Origin of the sequence: Pseudomonas viridiflava (assembly GCF_900602065.1) — a bacterium.
Lineage (GTDB): Bacteria > Pseudomonadota > Gammaproteobacteria > Pseudomonadales > Pseudomonadaceae > Aquipseudomonas.
This window is the reverse complement of the sequence record NZ_UWFN01000091.1, coordinates 38,682-62,335: the sequence shown is the minus strand read 5'-3', so window position 1 is coordinate 62,335 and position 23,654 is coordinate 38,682. Positions and strand designations below refer to the sequence as shown.

General features: G+C 55.6%; 18 protein-coding genes. 11 read left to right on the top strand and 7 right to left on the bottom strand.

All coding sequences use genetic code 11. The annotated features are described in order from the left end of the window. The first annotated feature begins 290 nt into the window (after nt 1–290). The 8 genes from EE949_RS01735 to tnpC all read left to right on the top strand — a co-directional run bounded on the left by EE949_RS01735 (nt 291) and on the right by tnpC (nt 12,127). Complete coding sequence (locus EE949_RS01735; protein ID WP_122662304.1) at nt 291–905, top strand: LysE family translocator; 615 nt, start codon at nt 291–293, stop codon at nt 903–905. Between the two features lie 182 nt (nt 906–1,087). Beyond that, nucleotides 1,088–2,248 carry an HD-GYP domain-containing protein gene (locus EE949_RS01730; protein ID WP_122662303.1) on the top strand — a complete coding sequence of 387 codons (1,161 nt, stop codon included), beginning with the start codon at nt 1,088–1,090 and terminating at the stop codon, nt 2,246–2,248. Nucleotides 2,249–2,277: 29 nt separating this feature from the next. After that, nucleotides 2,278–6,684: a response regulator gene (locus EE949_RS01725; protein ID WP_122662298.1), complete on the top strand. Its 4,407-nt coding sequence runs from the start codon at nt 2,278–2,280 to the stop codon at nt 6,682–6,684. Nucleotides 6,685–6,724: 40 nt separating this feature from the next. Then, the gene (locus EE949_RS01720) at nt 6,725–8,257 is read left to right on the top strand and encodes a hybrid sensor histidine kinase/response regulator (protein ID WP_122662296.1); all 1,533 of its coding nucleotides are present in this window, start codon (nt 6,725–6,727) and stop codon (nt 8,255–8,257) included. Between the two features lie 555 nt (nt 8,258–8,812). Continuing rightward, nucleotides 8,813–9,379, top strand: a complete 567-nt coding sequence (locus EE949_RS01715; protein ID WP_164666679.1) for a hypothetical protein — start codon at nt 8,813–8,815, stop codon at nt 9,377–9,379. A gap of 514 nt (nt 9,380–9,893) precedes the next feature. Beyond that, nucleotides 9,894–10,205: an IS66-like element accessory protein TnpA gene (tnpA, locus tag EE949_RS01710; protein WP_240350520.1), complete on the top strand. Its 312-nt coding sequence runs from the start codon at nt 9,894–9,896 to the stop codon at nt 10,203–10,205. Next, nucleotides 10,202–10,537 carry an IS66 family insertion sequence element accessory protein TnpB gene (gene tnpB / locus EE949_RS29740; protein WP_162874182.1) on the top strand — a complete coding sequence of 112 codons (336 nt, stop codon included), beginning with the start codon at nt 10,202–10,204 and terminating at the stop codon, nt 10,535–10,537. Before tnpA ends, tnpB begins: the two co-directional genes overlap by 4 nt. Before the next feature lie 63 nt (nt 10,538–10,600). Then, a complete protein-coding gene (gene tnpC, locus EE949_RS01700; protein WP_122662595.1) occupies nt 10,601–12,127 on the top strand; it encodes an IS66 family transposase in 1,527 nt (508 codons plus the stop codon). A 129-nt stretch (nt 12,128–12,256) separates the two neighbouring features. Here the strand turns inward: tnpC and EE949_RS01695 are convergent, their stop codons facing one another. Continuing rightward, nucleotides 12,257–12,874 carry a TetR/AcrR family transcriptional regulator gene (locus tag EE949_RS01695; RefSeq protein WP_122662291.1) on the bottom strand — a complete coding sequence of 206 codons (618 nt, stop codon included), beginning with the start codon at nt 12,872–12,874 and terminating at the stop codon, nt 12,257–12,259. Between the two features lie 115 nt (nt 12,875–12,989). Here EE949_RS01695 and EE949_RS01690 point away from each other — a divergent pair, with 115 nt between their 5' ends. From EE949_RS01690 to EE949_RS01680, 3 genes are read left to right on the top strand one after another with little or no spacing between them, the layout of a single operon-like run. After that, nucleotides 12,990–14,204 (top strand): MFS transporter, encoded by a 1,215-nt coding sequence (locus EE949_RS01690; protein WP_122662289.1) that lies wholly within the window; start codon nt 12,990–12,992, stop codon nt 14,202–14,204. A 36-nt stretch (nt 14,205–14,240) separates the two neighbouring features. Then, complete coding sequence (locus tag EE949_RS01685; RefSeq protein ID WP_205504870.1) at nt 14,241–15,233, top strand: alpha/beta fold hydrolase; 993 nt, start codon at nt 14,241–14,243, stop codon at nt 15,231–15,233. 13 nt (nt 15,234–15,246) lie between these two features. Beyond that, nucleotides 15,247–15,759 (top strand): VOC family protein, encoded by a 513-nt coding sequence (locus EE949_RS01680; protein WP_122662287.1) that lies wholly within the window; start codon nt 15,247–15,249, stop codon nt 15,757–15,759. A 557-nt stretch (nt 15,760–16,316) separates the two neighbouring features. Here the strand turns inward: EE949_RS01680 and EE949_RS01675 are convergent. From EE949_RS01675 to EE949_RS01650, 6 genes are all read right to left on the bottom strand, one after another. Further along, on the bottom strand, nt 16,317–16,730 hold the full coding sequence (locus tag EE949_RS01675) for a hypothetical protein (protein ID WP_122662285.1): 414 nt from the start codon (nt 16,728–16,730) through the stop codon (nt 16,317–16,319). Between the two features lie 42 nt (nt 16,731–16,772). Continuing rightward, complete coding sequence (locus tag EE949_RS01670) at nt 16,773–18,701, bottom strand: integrase (RefSeq protein ID WP_122662283.1); 1,929 nt, start codon at nt 18,699–18,701, stop codon at nt 16,773–16,775. Beyond that, nucleotides 18,694–20,268 carry a site-specific integrase gene (locus tag EE949_RS01665; RefSeq protein WP_122662281.1) on the bottom strand — a complete coding sequence of 525 codons (1,575 nt, stop codon included), beginning with the start codon at nt 20,266–20,268 and terminating at the stop codon, nt 18,694–18,696. The genes EE949_RS01670 and EE949_RS01665 overlap by 8 nt, the downstream gene beginning before the upstream one ends. A 5-nt stretch (nt 20,269–20,273) precedes the next feature. After that, nucleotides 20,274–21,476: a tyrosine-type recombinase/integrase gene (locus tag EE949_RS01660; RefSeq protein WP_122662279.1), complete on the bottom strand. Its 1,203-nt coding sequence runs from the start codon at nt 21,474–21,476 to the stop codon at nt 20,274–20,276. 141 nt (nt 21,477–21,617) lie between these two features. Beyond that, nucleotides 21,618–22,151, bottom strand: coding sequence for a single-stranded DNA-binding protein (locus EE949_RS01655; protein WP_122662277.1), 534 nt, complete (start codon nt 22,149–22,151; stop codon nt 21,618–21,620). Nucleotides 22,152–22,160: 9 nt separating this feature from the next. Next, on the bottom strand, nt 22,161–23,555 hold the full coding sequence (locus tag EE949_RS01650) for an MFS transporter (protein ID WP_122662275.1): 1,395 nt from the start codon (nt 23,553–23,555) through the stop codon (nt 22,161–22,163). Nucleotides 23,556–23,654 lie beyond the last annotated feature (99 nt).

Genomic DNA, 23,654 nt, shown 5'->3' with positions numbered 1-23,654 from the left:
ACCAAAGTCGAGCCTAGGTAGACGTCCGCTTTTGGCCAAAAGCAGACTCACTCCTTCCTCGAACTCAGGGTGACTATGCGCGAAGCATTGTTGATTGGACATTAGCTATCCATCGCTTAATGGTCGCCGAGCAGGGCTTAATTGGCCTAAAGGTCCACTGTATGGGAATTTTTCGGAGAGTCTGTGCCTGACCCAACTCCCCGTTGCTCGCTAACATCAGTGCTTTCGCGCCGAAATCTTGATGGAAGTCCAACAGGACGCCGATTAGCGAAAAGCTACGAGGAATCGACATGTTCGACACTGCGGCAGTGATCACTGTTTTTTGGGTATACCTGGCGGGCGTGGTAATACCCGGGCCTAACTTCGTCGCCGTTGTTCACAAGGCAGTTGCAGCGACACGGGCCGAGGCGCTGGCCTTGGTCGCAGGTATCGTGACCGTGAACCTGCTCTGGTCTGGCTGTGCGATTACAGGCCTGGGCTTGGTGTTTGCAACTTTCCCTTGGGCGGCATTGGTCGTGAAGATACTGGGCGCGGCGTACCTTATGTGGTTTGGCGTAAAGCTGATCATCAACGCAGGCAAACAGTCCGCCGTGCACAGCAGCGAGGAGTCGACGGGCAGCGTCCGAAAATCCTTTCTGCAGGGCATCATTACCAACATCGGCAATCCTAAATCCATGGCTTTCTACGCCGCTGTGTTTTCAGCAGCAGCCCCCACCTCCGTCTCGGTCAGCACCTTTACCTCAATGCTGGCGGTTGTCCTGATCGTTTCGTTGACCTGGTATGGACTTGTCGCGGTGGCCTTGTCGCAATCAAGGATTGCCTCGGCGTATCAGAAGGCCCGGAAAGTGATTGATCGCCTGTGCGGTGGTCTGATTCTAGGGTTGGGCGTACGACAGCTGACCTAAGTCAATAGTCAAACTCGAGAATCATGGCAGGCGGCTCTCGGCCAGAAGCGGACGTCAGACATCGGCGACTAAAATTATCTAGAGGCGGCAGGGCGTAGTAGCGATGGCACATTTCTCGGCTACGCTCCCAAAAACGGAGCGGCTTTTTGAGCTCTCCTCGATTGGCAAGGGAGCCGAAACCCATGGATAGCCTGCACGATATTCCTCAGCCACCAACTACTGTCCTGGTGGTCGACGACACCGCCGACAATCTGATGCTAATGGTCGATCTGCTCAAGGATCGTTATCGCATCAAAGCAGCCAATAGCGGCAAGAAGGCGTTGCGTATTCTTGAAAGCGACCCGTTACCGGATCTGATTCTGCTAGACATAATGATGCCTGGGCTGTCCGGCTACGAGGTGGCCGAGCGCCTAAAGAGTTCCCTGCGAACTTGCGGTATTCCAATCATCTTCCTTACCGCCATGGCCACCATAGAGGATGAGATCCTCGGCCTTGAGATGGGAGCTGTCGACTACATAACCAAGCCGATCAGCCCACCTTTAGTTCTGGCAAGAGTCGATACCCAACTCAAGGTGAAGGCGGCTGCCGACTTCCTGCGCGATCAGAACGACTTTCTTGAGCAGGAGGTGCAGCGGCGCACCCGTGAGGTGATGGCGATTCAGGACGTCACCATCCATGCAATGGCTTCTCTTGCCGAGACCCGTGACAACGAGACCGGCAACCATATCCGCCGTACTCAGCACTACATCCGTTTATTAGCGGACCTGCTGCGAGAGCATCCACGATTTCGGCATTTTCTAGATGAGGACACCATTAGGCTGCTGTTCAAATCCGCGCCTCTGCATGACATAGGCAAGATCGGAATTCCCGACCACATTTTGCTCAAACCTGGGCGCTTCACCCCGGAAGAATTCGAGGTAATGAAGACTCACACCACATTGGGACGCGACGCCATCCAGCATGCCGAGAATCAGCTGGGAGTGAAGGTTGATTTTTTACGCCTTGCCAAGGAAATCGCTTACAGCCATCAGGAGAAATGGGACGGCAGTGGCTACCCAGAGGGGCTGGCTGCTGACGATATTCCTATCAGCGCCCGCTTAATGGCGGTAGCGGACGTGTACGACGCCCTGATCAGCCGTCGCGTGTACAAGCCGGGTATGCCCCATGAGCAGGCAGTCGGCATTATTCGCGAAGGGCGCGGCTCGCATTTCGATCCAGATATCTGCGACGTCTTTGTGGCTAATGCAGGGCGCTTTCGGGAAATATCCGAGCGCTTCTCTGACACCGACCAAGACATGGCCAAGCAGCTGGCAACGCTCAACAGCATTGCCCTGCAGCCTTGAGTACAGTGCGCCCTGTTAAGAGACGATAAATGACCCGATTATTCGACTTGCTGGAACGGCTTCCTCTGGGGCATAAGCTGCTGATTGGCTTCACCACTCTGCTCGCGATGATCCTATTGCTTGGTGTGCAGAGCCTACGTACTCAGAACTCTCTCAAGCACGAGATGCAGCAGCTGTATCAGCAAGACTTGGTGGGGATAGAACTGGTGCAGGAGGCCCGGGTGCAGTTGCCCCACGTGATGCAGGCCCTGCAAAGAGCGGTCGGCACCAACAATGCGGAAATCCGTATAGCTGCATTGACCCACATGCATGACGCGCAGAAGCGCTTGCAGGAAGCTGTAACTCAGGCACGCCCCACCCTGCGTCGACAAACTAGCCTGAAGGGCTTGGCTGAGTTCGAGGCTTCCCTGCAACGCCTGCTGGACAGCGGTGATGATGCGCTCGCGCTGGTAGATCGCGGTTCTCTGGGCCAGGCCATGGCTGTGCTCAATAGCCAGCAGTTCATAGATCTAGAAATGGAAAGTGACGCGCTGTTGGATCGTGTGGCGGAAAATAAGAGCGCCGATATCCACGATACGGCGAAATATCTCGCAGATTATGCAGTGCGCAGCAGCAATGTCACCTACGCCCTGTTGTGGGGTGGTTCAACGTTGGCACTAATACTTGCGTGGTTGGTGAGCCGATCGATTCGCCTGCCTCTCAACCGGGTGCGCGTTGCTGTGGACGAGCTGGCCTCCGGCAAGCTTGATCAGCAGATTCCCCATACAAACCTGCAAAACGAGACCGGCGACTTGGCGCGTGCTATAGCCAAGCTCCAGCTTGAGTCGCGTCAGCTTGAGCGTCAGCGATGGATCAAAGGGCACGCTTCCTTGCTGCAGATCGACCTACAGCAAGCGGAAACGCCGCAGGGTCTGGCCCAGGCCTTCTTCAGCCGCATAATCCCGCAGTTGGGCATGTGTCAGGGGGCGCTGTATGTCCTCCATCAGGGAGCTTCACAGCTGCGATTGCTAGGAGGCTATGCCGTGGATGGCAAGAGCCCGCCGTGCTTAGAGGTGGAGCTCGGAGAAGGGCTTGTAGGCCAATGTGCCCGTGATCACGAACCGCGTCAGCTAAGCAATCTTCCAAAATCCTTTTGGCATGTACGTTCCCAATTGGGCGAGGCTCGAGTCAGCCATCTACTGATACAGCCGATAATGCGTGGCGAGCGCCTGCTCGGCGTGCTGGAGCTAGCCGGGTTCCATCCTCTGGACGAGAACGAGGAACTGCTGCTGCAGGAGGTGCTGCCCAGGTTGGCTGGTGCGTTGGCGATCATGGAACGTAGCGAAACCGCTCAGGCATTGCTGCAAGAGACGCGTCGCCAAGCAGACGAGATGGGAAATCAAGCGCAGCAGCTGGAGCGCCAAACTCAGGAGTTGGAGGCCCAGCAGGCAGCACTGCGAGCGACCGAGGCCTGGTATCGCGGCATCATCGAGGCATCGCCTGACGGCATGTTGGTACTGGGTGCTGACGGCCGCATCATGATGACCAATCCGCAACTCGACGTTCTATTTGGCTATGAACAGGGCGAACTAATCGGAGCTTTTGTCGAGCAGTTGGTACCGCATGCCGCTCGCGAACGGCATGTTGGTTTGCGGGACGGTTTCATCGCTAGCGGCACCACTCGTCAGATGGGGGGTAACTCAGATGACCTGCGCGGCGTGCGTAAAGACGGCAGCCAATTTTCGGTTGAGATTGGCCTCTCACATCTGCCTAGCCTTGAGGGGCGTGGTATTTGCGTTTGCGCATCGGTGCGTGACGTCAGTGAGCGCCGGGCGATGGAAACCAAGCTGCGCACGGCAAGCGACCGCTTGAGTCTGGCTCAGGAGGCGGGTGACATTGGCCTGTTCGACGTTGACTTGGTTACTGGTCACGACTACTGGACGCCGCAGTTAGAGCACATGTTCGGGCTCGAAGCTGGTGATTTCGGCGGGACTATGGCGCATTGGAATGCTCTCCTGCATCCCGATGATGCGGATGCTGCCCATGCCTCTTACGCGGAGGCGATTGTCAGCGGTGTTGACCGTTTTGAACTGGATTTCCGCATAGTGCGGCGGAACGACGGAGCGGTGCGCACCTTCAAGTCGCTCAGCCGTTTCACTCGTGCCGCAGACGGCAAGCCACTGCGTGCTACTGGTGTCAACATTGACATCACTGAACTGGTCGAGGCGCGGGCCGTGGCTGAGGAGGCCACTCGAGCCAAGAGCGAGTTCCTCGCCAATATGAGCCATGAAATTCGCACTCCGATGAACGCCATCATTGGCATGAGCCACCTGGCGCTGCGCACCAAACTGGACAGCAGGCAGCGCAACTATATCGAAAAGGTGCATCGCTCGGCGGAGAATCTGTTGGGCATCATCAATGACATCCTCGACTTCTCCAAGATCGAGGCGGGCAGGATGAGCCTTGAGCACACTCCCTTCCGACTGGAGGACGTACTCGACAGCTTCGCGAGCATGGTCGGCTTGAAGGCTGAGGACAAGGGATTGGAGTTGCTGTTTCATACCCAACCGGAATTGACTACTGCGCTGATTGGCGATCCCCTGCGCCTGGGACAGGTGCTTATCAATCTGGGCAACAATGCCGCCAAGTTCACAGAGCGTGGTGAGATTGTGGTCGGCGCAGAGCAGATTGGTGCGAATGACGAGCAGGTTGAGCTGCATTTCTGGGTGCGTGATACCGGTATCGGTATGACGCCCGAGCAGTGCGAGCGAATGTTCCAGTCGTTCAGCCAAGCCGACAGTTCGACCACGCGCAAGTACGGGGGCACCGGGTTAGGTCTGTCCATTTCTAAGAAGCTGGTGGAGCTGATGCAAGGACGGATCTGGGTGGAGAGCGTCCCGGGACTGGGCTCTACCTTCCATTTCCAGGTGCGCCTAGGCATTCAACAAGGTGTACAGCCTCGGCGCATGTTAAGGGCAGACGAATTACCGGGTATGCGTGTGCTGGTGGTGGACGACAACGCCAGCGCCCGCGAAATCCTATCAGGTATGGCGCGCAGCTTCGGCCTAGAGGTAGACGTCGCCGAGAACGGCAGTATGGCCCTTCGTCTATTGGCCGATGCCGAGGCGCGGGAGCTGCCTTACGACTTAGTGCTGATGGACTGGCGGATGCCTGGTATGGACGGTATGGAAACGGTGAGCCGAATGCGTTCTGGCAACCTGCGCCTCACGCCGTCAGTGATCATGGTTACCGCGTTCGGTCGTGACGACGCCCGCGATGAGGCCGAGCGGCAGGGCATCCAACTGCCAATTGTGTTGACCAAGCCGGTTACCCCATCGTCATTGCTCGAAGCCATCGGCGCAGTGTTGGGCCGGGTGCCCCAGGGTGAGACCCGGACGAGCGAGCGTTCCGAGCAGAGTGCCAACACTGTTGCCGGACTACGCGGCGCACGGCTGCTGCTGGTGGAGGACAATGAGTTGAACCAGGAACTCGCATGGGAGTTGCTGGAGAGCGCCGGGATACAGTTGCGCCTGGCGCGGCATGGCCAGGAAGCTCTGGACATCCTTGTTGTCGATGCCGACTTCGACGGGGTACTGATGGACTGCCAGATGCCGGTAATGGACGGCTATACCGCCACTCGCAGGATTCGTGAGCAGGCACGTTTCTCGGAATTACCGGTACTGGCTATGACCGCCAACGCGATGGAGGGTGATCGCGAGCGGGCGCTGGCTTGTGGTATGAACGACCACATATCCAAACCACTGAACGTCGACGGTATGTTCGCCACTCTGGCCAAGTGGATCCATCCCAAGACTTCTCGCCATGAGCCTGCACCCTCATTGCCGGAGCCGGCTTTGGACGACCTGCCGCAGCGTATCGAAGGCATCGACATCACGGCCGGCTTGAGCACCTGCATGGGGCGTCGTGATCTCTACCTGCGTCTGTTGCGCAAATTCCGTGACACACAAACTGGCTTCGTTGAGCAGTTCCAAACTGCCTTAACCGATCCGGACGCCAGCGCTGCCGGCCGACTCGCCCATAGCCTGCGGGGCACCGCCGGTAATATCGGCGCCAAGGCTGTGGCCCAAGCTGCAGGCGCGCTTGAGGGGGCCTGCCAGTCCGGCGATCAGGAGCTGACAATCCGCAATTTAGTGGCCGAGGTGCAGCGATGCCTGGCGCCAATCCTGGCGGCCTTAACTGCTCTGGGCAATGGCCCTGCGAGCCCGGAGAACGCTGCTCGGTATAACGACGCTGAGTTGGAACGGGAACTGACCTTACTAGCGCGTTTGCTGGAGGAGAGCGACACGGCTGCCGTGACAGTCCTTGAGGAGCTGCGCCGACAGCCGCTTGATCAGCTCATTGCTAAGCGCCTTGCGCTAGTGGCTCAACAGGTTGAGCGGTTTGACTTTGACCGAGCCCTGGCGTTGCTGCAGGGCGAGTCAGCAACAGGCGCCTGACTGGCGTATCCCAATCCCCCGACCTGGAGCCCTACGCATTATGATTACCGCCGATACCGTATTCTTAGTCGTCGACGATGCCGACACCATGCGCAGGGTCAATAGTAGCCAATTGGAGCGTCTTGGGGTACGACACATCCTCACTGCTGCCAATGGTGCAGAGGCCCTCGCGGTACTAAAAGCGCGTAAGGTAGATGTGATTCTTTCTGACTGGAACATGCCGGTCATGGATGGCCTCACTTTGTTGCGTAGGCTACGCAGTGACCCCAAGTTGGCCATGCTTCCCTTCATCATGATTACCGCAGAGAGCTCTCGCTCCCAAATTACCGAGGCCATCGCTGCCGGTGTCAGCAACATACTGATCAAACCCTATACCGCCAATGACCTTTCGCAGCGCGTAACGCGTGCCATGAGTCACCGTCCTCGGCTGCATTCGCCACCAGTGAATGCTCAGCCTGCCCGAGAGCCAAAAGCTGAGGAGCGTCGTCCCACGCTGCTGGTGGTCGATGACGTACCGGACAACCTAGCACTGATTGCTGGGCTGTTTCAGGACGAGTATCGCGTATTGGCTGCGCGCGACGGGCGCAATGCATTAGCCATCTGTACTTCTGAGTCCCCGCCAGACCTAATTCTTCTGGATGTGATGATGCCGAATATGGACGGTTTCGAACTGGCCCAGCACCTTCGCAGCCATCCCAGCGCTAGCCGCATCCCGGTCATCTTCATCACGGCCATGAGCGATCCGACAGCACAGTTGCGTGGGCTTGAGCTGGGCGCAGTGGATTTTGTCAGTAAGCCTGTTGATCCCACGTCGCTACATCTTCGGGTGGTCAACCTGTTGCGCCTGGTAGAGCAACGCAAAGATCTGCAACAGGAGTACGACACCATGCTGGAGCTGGAGCGCTTGCGCGAGGAGGCCAGCAGTATTTCACGTCATGATCTGAAAGCGCCTCTGTGCAATATTCTCGGCTTGGCCCGCGGCCTGCTTGAAGGTGGCAACCTGCTGCCGCGCCAGTCGCAGATGCTGCACAGCCTAGAAGCCGACGGCCAGAACCTGCTAGGAATGATCGACATGGCTGGCGACATCTACAAGATCGAGACCGGTCGTTTCGAACTGAAGCCGGTGGCGGTCGAACTGCTTCCTCTGGTAAGGCGCCTATGCGATTCGGCCAGGCTGACTTACCAAGCAAAAAAACTAACAATTGAAGTGTTGGCGGAAAACATTAATGAATCGACACCAGTGCTAGCTAGCGGAGACGAGTTACTGTGCTTTTCGCTACTAAACAATCTGCTGAAGAATGCCTGCGAGGCGGCCCCTGAGAAAAGCCGAGTGCGGCTCATATTGACACCCACCGACCATGTTGAGTTGGTAATGGAGAACCAGCCAGCAGTACCCGTGGCATTTCGGTCAAGGTTCTTCGAAAAGTACGCGAGCCATGGCAAGTCTGGCGGTACGGGGCTGGGTACCTACTCAGCAAAATTACTAGCGGAGGCCCAGCAAGGCAGCTTGGAGTTGGAAGTGGATGACGAGGCGAACCTGACACGCTTACGGTTGCAGTTGCCGCCTAGATAATTAAGTTCTGCAGTTTTTTCTAATCAGATCTAGGCCAAGCAGGGTGAGGGCACCTTAACTACTCAATGACCGCTTCTGGCCGACTGATGCCGGTGGCGACGGGCGGCTTTCGGCCCAGAGTGTGTAAAAACGTTTTTCAGCGCGATTGGTGTCCAAAGTAGAACCGCAAATCGCGTTTCTACCCAAAATCTAGTTATGCCAACCAGCCGATAAATTTCAGATTTGGCATAGAAGCGCCAACTTCAATTTTGGCTCAGCGTTTTTACACACTCTGGGCCAGAAGCGGACATGCTATCGAGCATAAATTCGCTAGTAGGAGGCTGATTCAGGTTTAATGCTTGCATCAGTAATACGGCTGACGCAGAAGTCACATGCCATGTCGTAGTGAGTTGGGCGATTCAATTCCATAAAAGGAAGAGTCTGTTCTTGCGTGGAAAACCTAACTCGGATTCTCTCACAAGCTTTAGACGACCGCTCATGGCTGGTTTCTGCCTATTCGACAGTTGCCGATCGCAGGTCATTGAGCAGAAGATTTTTTTCAAGGATGAAGCTGCCATGAATCGTATTCGCCGGTTTCTCCGTCCTTCAATCGTGTTCCTTCTGCTGGTGCTGACCTGTGGTGCGGCGGCGTGGTGGGCAGTTGAACAGCACGAGAAAGTCTTCCGGCTGAGTTTCGTTCCAGACGCACTGGGCGTCACGGCGGTGACCTACTTCAGCGAGGAGTCATGGGGCTTTGGGCCGGGAGGCAACGAGTCAGGTATCCGCGTCTATCCGTTGCCGCCGACTACGGCTATAAAGGCTGGCGCGGGGTTACCGTTCTTCAAAAAACTGCCAGCCAATCCTCCTGACCCATCTAGGCATTGGCGCGTCAGCTATCAAAACTGGCAGGAAACCCCCGTCTCTCGTACTGAAAAACGTTGGCCATCCGAAGGGAAAAACCAGCCGATGAAAACGTACGACTATCTATGCAACTACGGTTTTTGCACTGATGTCGATCCGTCAGTCATCAGTGAGGTTGACGCCATTATCAATGCACCAGGAAGCTACTACGCCTTTGGCCGGATTGGCGTGATCATTGTGAGCCCGTCCAAACGCCTGGTCGTTTATCTGTTCAATGGCTGATCCTGGCCGACTGCTGCTTTTCGCGAGGGGCTGCTATGGGTCGATAGTGTTAAAAAAGTCGCTCCGCTTACGCGTCGCGAATCTGCTACATCATTCGCAACGACGCGATTTTTTAGAGTTTCAACTAAGCTGCGGTCATCGTTGAGTTTTCATCACAACGAAGGAAGGGACGCCTCGCCTGAGGATAGCTCGACTTTTGCGATTGCGGTTGGTTAACCTCTAGCCGAGCGGTCGAAAACTTCTTGAACCCCCTACCAACAAAATCACGAGCGGGAGAGCAACCCCGAGGCCACGATCTTCAGGACTGCGCTTTCAGAAATCTGGCGTTGTGATTATGCAGCGCTACATATCGTTCCTCGCCTGCGCGGAACGCAGATGAGACGGGATTCCTGACAGTCATACGTAACCGTCCGGCAAAGTCACCTACCCGATCCCAGCAATAAGGGCGATGTTCTCCACCTAAAAATACGTGGACACCATCACTCTTATCGTCAGGATTCCCATGCGCCGAAGAATGTCTTATCCCAAACCCCTTAAAGCCCAGATAGTCCAGGAATGCCTGCAACCCGGCGTGTCGATGGCCAGCGTTGCCCTGCGCCACGGCATCAATGCCAATCTGGTTCGCAAGTGGATACCTCTTCATCAAGATTTTCAGCCACCGGCCTTGCCCGCCTTCGTTCCAATAAAACTGGAGCCCATAGCTCTGCCCGATCAGCCATTGCTGGTGAATCTGGAAATCCCCTTCGGGCAGCAGATCATCATTGTGAAATGGCCCTCAGCTGATCCTGATGGTTGCGCTCGATTCATTCGCGGGCTGACCCGGTGATTCGTATCGACGCCATCTGGCTCGCCACCGAACCTCTGGATATGCGCGCGGGCACCGATTCCGCGCTGGCTAGGGTAATCGCGGTGTTCGGTACGGCGAAGCCGCACTGTGCTTATCTTTTCGCCAATCGCCGCGCTAACCGGATGAAGGTTCTGGTGCATGACGGTGTGGGTGTCTGGCTCGCAGCGCGGCGACTCAATCAGGGTAAGTTTCACTGGCCGGGTATCCGCCATGGCCTGGAAATTGAACTTGATAACGAACAACTTCAGGCCTTGGTTTTGGGGTTGCCTTGGCAGCGGGTTGGCATAGGTGGCACCATCACATTGCTTTAAAAAAGCAGTAAATAGCATCCGGGCTTGCTGTCGCAACCGACCTGCTTTGGTAAAATCCAATTCATGACATCCTTGCCCAACCTCGACCAAATGACCACTCACCAACTACGTGCATTAGCGGCGCAGTTGATGTCGAAGGTCGACACCATGGGCAGAAAGATCCATCGCGATCAGACCATCATTGAGCAGCTGACCCACGAGATTGCCATCCTCAAGCGGCATCGGTTTGCCAAGCGCAGCAAGCAGATCAGCCCTGACCAAGGCAACTTGCTCGACGATCTGCTCAACACGGATCTGGAGGCTATCGACGCCGAGCTGAGCGCACTCCCGCCGGAGCCGGCTCCAGGGAAGACACGTCAGCAGCCCAAACGCGCGCCCCTGCCATCGCAGTTTCCACGCACCGTGATCCGCCATGAGCCGGAAAACACTAAGTGCGCCTGCGGCTGCCAACTTCAGCGTATCGGCGAAGATGTCAGCGAAAAGCTGGATTACACACCGGGCGTGTTCACGGTCGAGCAGCATGTGCGTGGAAAGTGGGCCTGCCGCCAATGCGAAGCACTGATCCAGGCGCCGGTACCGGCCCAAGTAATCGACAAAGGCATACCTACTGCAGGCCTGCTCGCGCACGTGATGGTGGCGAAGTTCGCCGACCACTTACCGCTGTACCGGCAGGAGAAAATCTTCGGCCGCGCCGGCTTGCCTATTGCGCGCTCCACGCTGGCTCAGTGGGTCGGGCAAGCTGGCGTGCAACTTCAGCCTTTGGTTGATGCCCTGCGAGAGGTCGTCCTGGCGCAGCGGGTTGTACATGCTGATGAGACGCCGGTGCAAATGCTTGCGCCCGGCCAGAAGAAAACTCACCGCGCGTATGTCTGGGCTTACTGCACCACGCCGTTCACGGCGGTTAAAGCGGTGGTCTACGACTTCAGCCCAAGCCGCGCGGGTGAACATGCCCGCAATTTCCTCGGCTCCTGGAACGGCAAACTGGTGTGCGACGACTTCGCGGGCTACAAAGCCGGGTTCGAAAAAGGCATGACCGAAATCGGCTGCATGGCTCACGCCCGCCGCAAGTTCTTTGATCTGCACGTGGCGAATAAAAGTCAGTTGGCCGAAAAGGCACTGAACTCGATTGGCGGCTTGTACGAGGTCGAACGCCAGGCGCACGATATGAGTGATGAAGATCGCTGGCGAATACGACAAGAAAAAGCGGCGCCGTTGGCAAAAGCTTTGCGCAACTGGATGTTGACCCAGCGCGATCTTGTGCCCAAAGGATCTGCGACGGCAAAAGCCTTGGATTACAGCCTTAAACGTTGGTTAGCGCTGACGCGCTACCTCGACGATGGGGCTGTGCCCATCGATAACAACCAAGTGGAGAACCAGATCCGTCCATGGGCACTGGGGCGCTCAAACTGGTTGTTTGCAGGGTCTCTTCGTAGCGGCAAAAGGGCGGCAGCGATTATGAGTTTGATCCAGTCAGCCCGCATCAATGGGCAGGATCCCTATGCGTATCTCAAAGATGTGCTGACGCGCCTGCCGACGCAGCGGGCGAGTGAAATCGATCAGTTGCTGCCGCATACGTGGCAATCGCTTTAATCGCGCAAGACACCTACATTGGGTCGACCAGGAAGCATGCAGGTGTAGGGAGAAACCAGGCAATGGTCGGACGACGCCAGCAAGGCCGCCGTCATGATTTCAGGAGTTAAATCCTCGTGCGTGGAAGTATTAGGAAGATTCTTCAGGTATATCCCTGGCGCTGCCTATTATTTGGCCTAGGCCTACCGCGGTGGTCTCCACAACTGCAATCAGCCTCTCTTCCTCCCAACCCTCCTTCGCCGCAGCCGACAGGCCAAGCATGGTCGCGGAGACATAGTCTAAGACTTGGCTAGCAGCGGAGATGCCAGATGCTTCGAGAAACGCCATCACTTTTGCACGATTCTCGTCTGCGATTTGCTTAGCAGCTATTCCCGACTCAGTGGCTCCGGCCTTCGCATGCTCCAGAATAAAACAACCTCGGCGGTTCGGGTGGGCGGCGTATGCATGCACCGCAGCCCTAAGCATGTCCCTCAGTACGGTCTGCGGTGATTTGTCTGGGATCAAAAAGGTGTCGAGTGGCACAACAGTCGCGGAGTAATGCCTCAAAGCATCGTTGAAAAACGCGCCCTTGCTGCCGAAAGCCGTATAGAAGCTCGGCGGAGTAATCCCTATCGCTTCTGTCAGCGATGCGACGCTGACGTTCTCATAGCCGTGCTCGTGGAACAGATGCTGCCCGACCTGGATGGCGTCCTCAAGGACGAATTCACGCGGTCGCCCACGGGCTCGCTTATTTACGTTAATGACCATTACATAATCCGTTTACTCTGGGGCTTATGAATACTATAGTGGGAGATAACGTAAATATCCATGCCGTCAGGTTGCGCTCTGCACGGCAGCCACTACGCCAATCGCGAGGAAAATCATGCAGCCCTCCCCATCTCAAAGCCTGTCCAACGAGGCTACTGCCAGGAACTCCGGACTACCCATCGCGGCACTGGCTGGCCTAGCCGCCGCAGGCTTTCTATGCATCGTCACTGAGACACTACCCGCCGGTTTGTTACCCAGCATCGCCTCTGGCCTTCAGATCTCTGAAGCTATTGCAGGGCAGCTTGTCGCGATATACGCACTTGGATCGCTGTTGGCGGCAATCCCACTCACCAGTCTGACCCAAGGTTTGCGCCGTAGGCCTGTCTTGCTGGCAACGATCATCTGCTTCGTTGTCGGCAACACGTTGACCGCGATGGCTGAGTCAATCGGTGTCGTGCTGATCGCACGGTTCATAGCAGGATGTGCGGCAGGATTGGCGTGGGGAATACTTGCGGGGTACGCCCGCAGCATCGTACGTCTCGAACAGACTGGGGCGGCAATGGCGGTCGCGATGGTAGGTGTGCCCCTGGCGCTATCACTGGGTGTTCCGCTGGGGACGTTCCTGGGGAGCTTGGTAGGGTGGCGTGGATCGTTCCTCATTCTATCGGCACTTGCTGTCATGTTGATCGGTTGGATCATGGTGAAGGTTCCAGATGCTCCTGGCCGAACAGGCGACAACCGCCCCTCGCTCATAGGCGTCATCAGAACTAAGGGCATCCTGCCGATCCTTCTTGTCATTCTGGCCTGGATGACTGCCCACAACATTCTCTATACCTACATCGCGCCGTTCTCGACTGCCTCGCAATCGCGGGTCGATCTAGTCCTGCTGGCGTTCGGAATAAGTTCGCTTGCTGGCATATGGGTAGTCGGGCGTTGGGTTGACCGGATGCTCCGCATGATGGTGCTTGCATCGATCGGTTCGTTCGCATTAACCGCTGTACTCTTGAGTATCGCTGGAGAGCAGAGCATCGCGGTCTATTTGAGCGCCGTCGTCTGGGGCCTAGGTTTTGGCGGAGCGGGCGCCATGATGCAGACAGCGTCAGCTGATGCCGCCGGCGATGGCGTCGACTTAGCCCAGGCCATGGTAACCACTGCATGGAACCTGGCAATCGCGGCCGGCGGAGCTGTTGGCGGAGCTCTCCTTACGCAAGGTGGTACGTCCATGCTGCCGCCCGCTGTCGCCATTCTCGCACTGCTAGCTTTTGTGATAGCACTGGCAGCACGTCGCTATGCCTTTCCTCCCGGTAGTCGCGCTCAACAAGATCGCTGATCGCCCAATCATTTATCGTCCCACTAGGTGAAAAATATGAAGCTCCACGCAATTGCACTAGCCGTTGCTGCGCTCGCTATGGGTGTAACTCAGGCCAACGCAGCACAGATCAATCCTGCACCGCCTCCAGCTGTCAGCGCCCAACAGGCAGAGTTTCCGACACCCGAAGGTTTTACCAGCGCCTACGAGACTGTTGACGGTGTGAAGTTGCATTTCGTACGTGGCGGCAAAGGCCCCCTTGTGATGCTTGTCCACGGCTTCGGCCAGACATGGTATGAGTGGAGTAGCCTCATGCCGCAACTCGCAGAACGCTATACGGTCGTAGCAGTAGACCTGCCAGGTCTTGGCCTGTCAGCGCCGCCGAAAACTACTTACACTGGAGTGGATGTTTCGGAGTATCTGCACAAGCTTGCCAAGCGGATCAGTGCGGACAAGCCCTTCTACCTTGTTGCCCACGATATTGGTATCTGGAACAGCTACCCAATGGTTGCCCGCCATCCTGGGGACATCGTGAAGGCTGCGTTCATCGAAGCGACCATTCCTGACGACACTCTCTATTCGCTGCCAGCCTTCGTCGCGACCGGGGAGGCACCTGGATGGCATCACAGTTTCTTCGCAGCCTCCGGTCAGCTGGCCGACGCAATGGTCAAAGGAAACGAGCGATTGTTTCTGACGCATTTCATTCGTCACCATGCCAGCAACCAAGCGGTGTTCACTGACGAACTGGTAGACCGTTACGTGCGGTCATACTCTAAGCCCCAGACCTTCCACCACGCATTTGAATATTATCGTGCGCTTCCCCAATCGATTAAGCAGAACGAGAAGCTGGTGGCTACTAAGCTGACAATGCCTGTACTCGCGGTTGGCGGTGGGGGTAACGGCGGGTTCGGTGCTCAGCAGCCTGAGAACATCCGCCGCTACGCCACTAACGTTGAATCGCACGTGTTGCCAGATTGCGGCCATTGGGTTCCAGAGGAGTGCGCTCCAGCGTTGAACCCTTTGATCAACTCCTTCTTGGGTCGACCATAGGTGGGAATGCTGAATGTCTAGCAATGTACGTGGCATAGATCATATAGGCATAACGGTTCCAGACATCGAGGCAGCAACCCGGTTCTTTCACGAGGCCTTCGATGCAGCTATCGTCTACGACACAGTGGTCGATGGCCAACCGCGTCGCCCCCCCGAAGAACTTGCCGCAACGGTAGCGCTGAAAGAAGAGCAAAGAATCGTGGCGACTCGCATGATTCGTCTCGGTGAAGGTGCCAACATCGAATTGTTTGAGATCGAAGGTGCAGCACCGGGCGTCGATGGAATAGGCTCCATGGGGCTTCAGCACTTCGCCGTTTACTGTGATGATCTTGCCCAGGTGCTCCATCGTGTCTTGGCTGCAGGAGGTACTCCGCTTCGCGGGCCGAACGCACTTTTTGGTATCGAAAAAGGAACAGGCAATTCTATGCATTATGTCCGAGCGCCATGGGGCTCGTTGATAGAGTTGATCTCCATCCCCACCGCTACAGGGCCGAGCTGCGAGGTAGATCGTTGGAAACCTTCTTGAGCTAGATTTCGTCCAAACAATCAGCCTGGAAGCATTTCTTGATTCAGGCTCGTGCAACTATGGCTTTGAAGCTGTTCGCCAGCTTGTACCGAGCGACAGCATGACGGTCAGCGGGAAGCCGTTGCTGTCGCAGGCGAGCTGTATTTTGGTGATCAATCTGCCTCGGCTATGGCCGAGGCAGTGGTGTTGTAGCTGTTGTCTATGGCACTGTAAGCGATGGCCGATCTCAGAGATTATCTAAAAATCAAGTTGTGACGGCGGCGGTTGAAATACTTCTAGGAATCTAGGTTGACGCTCACGGCCCCGGCACGGCTGTCGTGAACCAAACCATTACTTCGCTTGTGTCTTGACCCTTCAGACTTCCATCTCCGCGCCTGCATGCTCCGCTTGCCATAATCACCTTACGTACGAGGCGGCGATGAGCGACCCTAGGCTTACGAGGTCTCCGAGGGGAAAATGGTGTGGTCAAGGTGTATCTACCGGACGCTTACAGTCATACTAATGTTCCGGTAGTTCAATTTGCGTTTGAAAACTAACAGCGAGCAAATTCTATAATGCTAATGGTCGTCTGTTCGCTCACGATCAATGCGAGGCAGCGGAAGAGTCAATTGCGATTCTTTGAGGCCGTGTTTATAGGCGTTGTATTGGATCATCACAAACTGCTCCAACAGAAGGCTGTTCTGCATCTTCAAATCTGTTACCTCGGCCTCAAGTCGGCGGATGCGCTGGGACGCGATGGAAAGACTGGCGGGCTTAGGGTGCCTAGGCACCGTCTGGCGCAAACTCTGCTTTCTACTCCTATAGGCGGACGAGATGTCGCCATGGGCATTAAGCGTCTGTCTGGTAAACCGCTTACCAACCAAGGGAATGACCCATTCGCAGATGTTTTCCCAAGTTAGTGGTGTCAGGTCCGTGCCATAGATAAAGTTGATGATAGTTTTAATATCCGTGGAACTCAGGTGTCTAGCCATGGCCCCTCCTCACCGGATCTGGGTACGCTGAGTGCCCAGCGCTCAAGCTATGTGACTAAAATCGTTACCGCTAATACGCACCAATGCTCCGTCAGCAAGCTGGGAACTGCTCAAAAGCTCAATCAGTTCATCCAAGTGAGCTATGGTCATTCGATGGTGTTCAATCCAGCGATCGGCAGCCACCTCCCCTTCCTCAGCCGTATCCAAGGCTAGCGAAAGGACACCCTGCAACTGTTCGCGTCGTAAACGCAGCCGGGCTAACTTTGCTTGATCCCCCTTCACGCAGATTTGCTCAGTACAATTCACACAATCACGATATTTAAGGCAAGGACTGATAACAAAGTCATGAACACAAAAGCCATATTCCGTGACATGCACTGCCGGAACCCGGTTAGAAGCGAACTCATCAGCCGTCACCGGAGTGTGATCTTTGGTCATTAACGAAACCGAGGGCGGCGGCGGTGCAGCTACTAAGGCATCACGAATATCGGCAATGATCTCGGCATTGGGCATGTGGTTGTAAACCCGGTTTTGCTTTACGTCTCTTCGTCCGGACCATTTAGCGATTTCCTCTTGAGAGAGCCCTCCGCTCTGAGCAAGGGTGTTCAACAAATGCCTAGGCTGATGGGTCGTCAATTTCATCGCTTCGCCATCTGATCGCCGGTATCCATGACGTTCAAAGATACCTTTGTAGGCTACACGGCCGTTGCGAATACCCAAGTCGTTTATTAAGGTAGAAATGCCTACCCAATGGAGCTCAATGGGAATAGTGTTTTTGATAGCATGAAGCTGGTTGTTTAACATGCAACACAACGCTTGACTGTACTTGACGCCCTTCCGCTGGTCGTACCAGGGAAAATCTTTGGGTTGTCGAGCAAGCGTGTATTGCCATAGGGATCTAAGTGTGTGGGAGCCATCTCGACTATCAAGCTGGCGGCCATACAATCGAGTTCTCGCTTCTCCTGGCTCGATCTGGTCAAACCCCAATGCTCGCGCGGCTTGCACCGGTGATAACGGCTGGTCCTCGTCAACATCCGGGCATAGGGAGTGCCGGTAGAAGCGATCCGGGTGCTGCTCGATCCAAGTCGCCAAATCCCGGCCGGGCTGACTTAGCTCTTTCATCCTTGCGAAGGCCGTCTTTGCCAATTGCTCCATCGATTTGGGGATCCATTTAATGTCCCACCCAAAACCTTTACCTGCCGGAAAACGCCAGCCGTAACGCAGTACACCCTTATTATCCCTCTCTTCAATCTCTGCATCCACGGATAGAGCGAGCACCTCAGATCCTCGCGAAGGGGCGCACATGAGCAGTGCAAAGCAGCAAGAGGTAAAACGGTCCAACGGCAGTTCAGGATCATTGGCAAAGATCTCGGCAATCGCATTAAGCTCCTCTTGCCGAGGAAGCTTGTTGGCCCTTATGCGATTTGCCTGAGGCCCAATTTGGACCTGCATGTCACCTGGATGCCTGAGCGGGGTTTTCCAATCCTTTATATTAGATTTCGCCATGCATCGGCTGGCCAGAAAACTCGCAAGCTCCATCATCACTCGCGAACAAGAATACGCGGAGCCAGGGGAGTAAGTTCGCGAGGTAATCAGGGCCGCCTCATCCAGCACGGCGGCGTTGCACAACCACACGCGAGGGGACTGATGGACCTGAAGCAGCGCACCTTCCAGAACCCGAAGCGAAGCAATGATATAACCAATATTTTTGCGAGGGTTGTGAGCAAGCACGTACCACAAATAGGCCTTGGCAAAATCCATGTATTCCGCATCGAGTACCCACTGGGGATCCACTGCACCTCGTGAGCACATGGGACTACCGATTTTCACAAACCGCGCGGAAGGCCATGCTGCTGAATTCCACTCAGCGGCCGTTCCTTGATAGTGCTCTCTGACCTGAGCGATAAAGTCAATAACATTGTTCCGTGCCAGGCCTTCGCTCTTGGGTACGAAATGGAACAATTCAACCATGAGAATTCCCCCGAGAGCTTGCGATCAAGGTTTCTCTGCGTCTATTGCAAGCTTGCACGACTTCGGCCACGGCCATCATGCTACGGTCTAACACTGCAGCCATAGCTGCATCACCGGTAACTTCCAAGATTCTTTTACGTTCCTCCACCAGTTGCTGATAAACAAGCTCGTGGGGCCCCTCCAGCCAAGGCTGAAAGTGAATACAGGTGTAGCAAGGGATCGGCACATTGGCAGTACAAGAACCGCAGTGGCCACAGGTTCCCGCCACCACGCCCGAAAAATCACGAACATCACTCCCAGGCAAATCTCCACGTAGGGCTGCTGATTTACTGTCTACCAAGACACCTGCAAACGCTTGGGCGTAGGGTGCCAAATAGTGACCAACAGCCTCATCAATGCGAGCTGCGTATTCGGGAACATTCAAGGTGTAAACATGAGCGGACTGGGTATCGCTGTGGTCAAGAAGCTCAGCAATAACTAACGTACTGCAGCCTTCTCGCGCAGCACGCGTTCCCAATGTATAGCGGAAGCGTCTTGGAGAAATCTGAAGGGGTAAACCTGTACGTTCCGAAGATACGCCAGCAACTTCCACCGCTTGGGCAATCTCTCTAGCGACGTTATTCGCTAGAGCGTGCAGATAGTCGCCTTCGAGAGCCCTATGTAGCTCGGTCACTGTTTCGATAGCATTGATATGTTTAAGATTAAGGTACAGCGGGACATATGGAATATACTCTTCCGGAAGGTCACACCAAAGGGCCGACTCGACGGTGGCAATCGCAAAGCGCTTTTGGGCCTGCATCACGTCCCAGTGCTCTCGAGTCAGTGGGACTTCACGAAACTCCGTTCTGAAGCCTCCACCTCGCTGCTTGGCACGTGGCACGTTGACGAAATATATTGTGGCTCCGTCCTTCGTCACACGCTCCCGCAAATCCATGATCTTTAACGCCATCAACTGCACACCACGGCGCCCGCTGAGCGCGCTCAGTAGAGTTAGCGACAGCTCTGTGATACTTATCATGCCTTGTTCATAAGCCTGCGGCACCCTCTCCAGCACGGCCTGCAATTCAATATCAGACAGATGCCCCTGGGTCGGATCACATCGCTTAATGATATCGCCCTTGGTATTGCATTTCAGACGCCAGCTGTTAAGTAAGGCCACCACTTCTGGATCCGCACCAGGTAAGCCTAGATCCAGCCATCTGTTTAACAAAATCCTGATTACGCCCAAGTACCATTCACAGCGAACCCCCACCTCCTTTCGATATTGAATGAGCAAGGCGGTGGTGAGGGTGCGGGGACCGGCGTAGCGCAGTAACGCCAGATAACGCTGAAAAAGATTGAACACGTGACTTGCTGAACCAGTCTCGGCAAAATTAACCAACACGCCACGTAGCCCGAAATAAGCGGGCTCAGTCATTAACAAAGCGGCCTTTCCCACCGGGACCGACACATCCTTGCTCAACTTCCACGTTAGATGAGTGCTATCAAAGCTATAGCCATTATACGAGCGCCGCTCATTTGATTCGGCATACTGAGGTTGGCGGCTCACAACGTCATCGTTATCCATGCTGGTTATGAACCCTTAGTCTGGAGGATGCTTTGAAGCCGCAACCCTACCTCGTTAGCTTTTTCAACCGTGAACCGACGATTGTAGCGAGCAGCAGTACCGGAACCCGGTTTCCAACCTTGAAGCTGAGAACGCATAGCTTCCTGCCGCGCTTCAGATACAGCCGGCTTCATTGCATCCATAAATACGCTGTAATCCTTATTCCAGGTATGCCGCAGGCGGTGACCCGTTATATCTTCCAAACTTGCCATCGACTGCTGAATAACGGCCCATAACTTGTTGTAACCTGCCACGGACAAAGGTTTTCCGACGGTCAGGCCCTGTTTGTGCGTAATAAACAAATAGGGACACCGTCTGGCGTTGGATACCTGACGACGATCTCCCATTACATAGCGGTGTATCTCGGCCGCCAACCAGTCTTGAAGCGCATACTCCCGATCCCGTGTTTTTACCAAGGGTTGTCGTGGCCGCGGATCGTCAGGCTGATCAGCCCTGCGAACTATTCGGAGCTTATTAGAGGCAAAGTCGATATCTTCGAGGCGAATATTCAGTAACTCGCCCCGGCGAATACCCACCCCGTACGTAACCAAAACGATTAAGCGGTTACGCGCCTGAACCGTTTCGCAAAAAGGGTTTTGTGGCGACCCTACCTCGAGAAGCCCGAATAGTTGCTGCAAGACCGCATCGTCAACACTGCGATCTATTAGCCCGGAGTTACGACCTTTGGCTTTGGGTCGGCGATGACGTATGCCTTTGACCATCATCACCAGACCTGCTGGCTCTGCTTGTAGATGATCGAGGTACTGGCGGCTAACCCACTTCAGATAATCCGCAGCAGCTGTGAGCCGAACGTATTGGGTGGAGTTAGTTACAGAGCCGCCTGAAGACAGTGCTCTATCGACGTCGACGTTGGCGTCGTATCGGCAGGCACAAAAATCGCGCAAAGCATCCATCTCCGCATCGTTGAAAAAATGCTGGCGATGAATACGGCTAGGGAGGTCGATTTGGTAATACTGAAGAAAGCGGTATAGCACGAGAAGGTGACCCGCCTGCGCCATGAGCGTGGCGTAGGCGCGACTGGCGTTACGAACCTGCGTAGTCAGAAACAGATTAGGCGCATACACAGGGACGCCCGACTGCCGATCCATGATCAGGCAGTAACGCTCACCGGATTGCATGACAAAGGATCGAACGCACAGATCGACCATTGCATCGCCCCCTACTTTACAGTTTCGTCAGGTAACGAATACTGAAATTAGGCGCTAAATCGGCAGGCGTCAAATGTAAGTAAAAAGCCCTGAAAATCAGGGCCTTAGGTTGAAACTTTACATTACGATCTATGGTAGGCCCTAGAACGGAATATCGTCATCAAAGCTGTCGAAATCAGCGGCCGGCTGTGGCGCTTGTTGCTGTGGAGCCGGACGGGATTCGCGCTGTGGCTGTTGCTGCGGCGCGGACTGTTGTGGACGCGACTGCTGAGGACGTGGAGCGGAGTTCTGATAACCGCCACCCTGGCCCTGAGGAGCGCCGTCGTTTTGTGGACGGCCGCCCAACAGCTGCATGGTGCCTTGCATGTCGACGACGATTTCAGTCGTGTAACGCTTGATACCGTCTTTTTCCCACTCGCGGGTCTGCAGCTTGCCTTCGATGTAAACCTGGGAGCCCTTACGCAGGTACTCGCCAGCGATTTCGGCGACTTTGCCGAACATCGACACACGGTGCCATTCAGTCTTTTCGACTTTCTGACCGGTTTGTTTGTCAGTCCACTGTTCGCTGGTTGCCAGACTCAGGTTGGTCACGGCATTACCGTTAGGCAGGTAGCGAACTTCGGGATCCTGGCCGCATGTGCCGACCAATATAACTTTGTTAACCCCACGGGCCATAACGTTCTCCTAGGCTTCGCACGCTTGAGTGGCTGGGTTGACTATCCGCTCCAGAGTCGCGCGATCCAATAGTTCTGTGTCTAATTTGATGTAAATGGCTGCTTCTTCCGCAACCACCACTGCATCCGTTACGCCTTCTACGGCCTTGAGTCTGTCTGCCAGGCCCGCATCACGCAGGGCGTCAGGCGACAAGGGCAGACGCAGGCTCGTCACGTAAGGCGGTTCACGCATGGTCACTGCAACTGCCAGCCAGATGGCGGCCATCGCAGCACCACCAAGGAACACCACGTCGAGCCCGCCATGCTGGAACAACCAGCCGCCGAGTATCCCACCTGCGGCCGAACCAAGGAACTGGCTGGTGGAATAAACCCCCATCGCCGTACCTTTTCCGCCAGCCGGTGACACTTTGCTGATCAATGACGGCAAAGACGCTTCCAGCAGGTTGAACGCGATGAAGAATACCACTGTCCCGATGACCAGTGCTCGCAACGTGTCCCCAAACTCCCAGAAGAATAGTTCAGTGAGCATCAGTACGGCGACCGCACCAATGAGCACACGCTTCATCTGACGCTTTTTCTCACCATAAATGATGAATGGAATCATTGCGAAAAATGAGATCAGCAGCGCTGTGAGGTAGACCCACCAGTGCTGCTCCTTGGGCAAACCGGCTTTCTCGACCAGCGCGAGCGGCAAGGCGACGAAGCTTGACATGAGCATCGCGTGCAACACAAAGATACCCAAATCCAGACGCAGCAGATCCGGGTGGCGCAAGGTTGGGCCCAATGCCTGACGTGCTACACCGGATTCACGATGCTGCAAGGTGCCGGTATTTTTCGGCACCACGAAAGCGACGATGCCAATGCCCAGCAAGGCCATGCCTCCGGTGGCGAGAAACAGACCGGACAAACCAAAGGCGCTGGTCAGAATCGGGCCAACAACCATAGCGATGGCAAACGACAGGCCAATGGTCATGCCGATCATGGCCATGGCCTTGGTGCGGTGTTGTTCACGGGTCAGGTCCGAGAGTAGCGCCATGACCGCCGCGGATATCGCACCTGCGCCCTGCAGGATGCGCCCTGCGATGATTCCCCAGATCGAATCGGCGCTGGCTGCCAGAACGCTGCCCAAGGCAAAAATGATCAAGCCGAAATAGATCACCGGACGACGGCCGATACGATCGGAAATGATCCCGAAAGGGATTTGCAGGAAGGCTTGGGTCAGGCCGTAGGCACCGATTGCCAGGCCGATCAACGCAGGGCTCGCCCCCGCCAGATCCATGCCATAGGTCGCCAGCACGGGCAACACCATGAACATGCCGAGCATGCGAAACGCAAAAACCAGTGCAAGACCGCCTGCCGCGCGGGTCTCGCCGCCGCTCATTCGCTCGCTGTGGGGATCGTGCATGGAAAAACCTCGTGTGAACCGGCGGCGATTCTACCAGTCCCATCGATTGACGGGGTATATCGCGACGCTATGACACGCCTAGATGACACAGTCTTCATT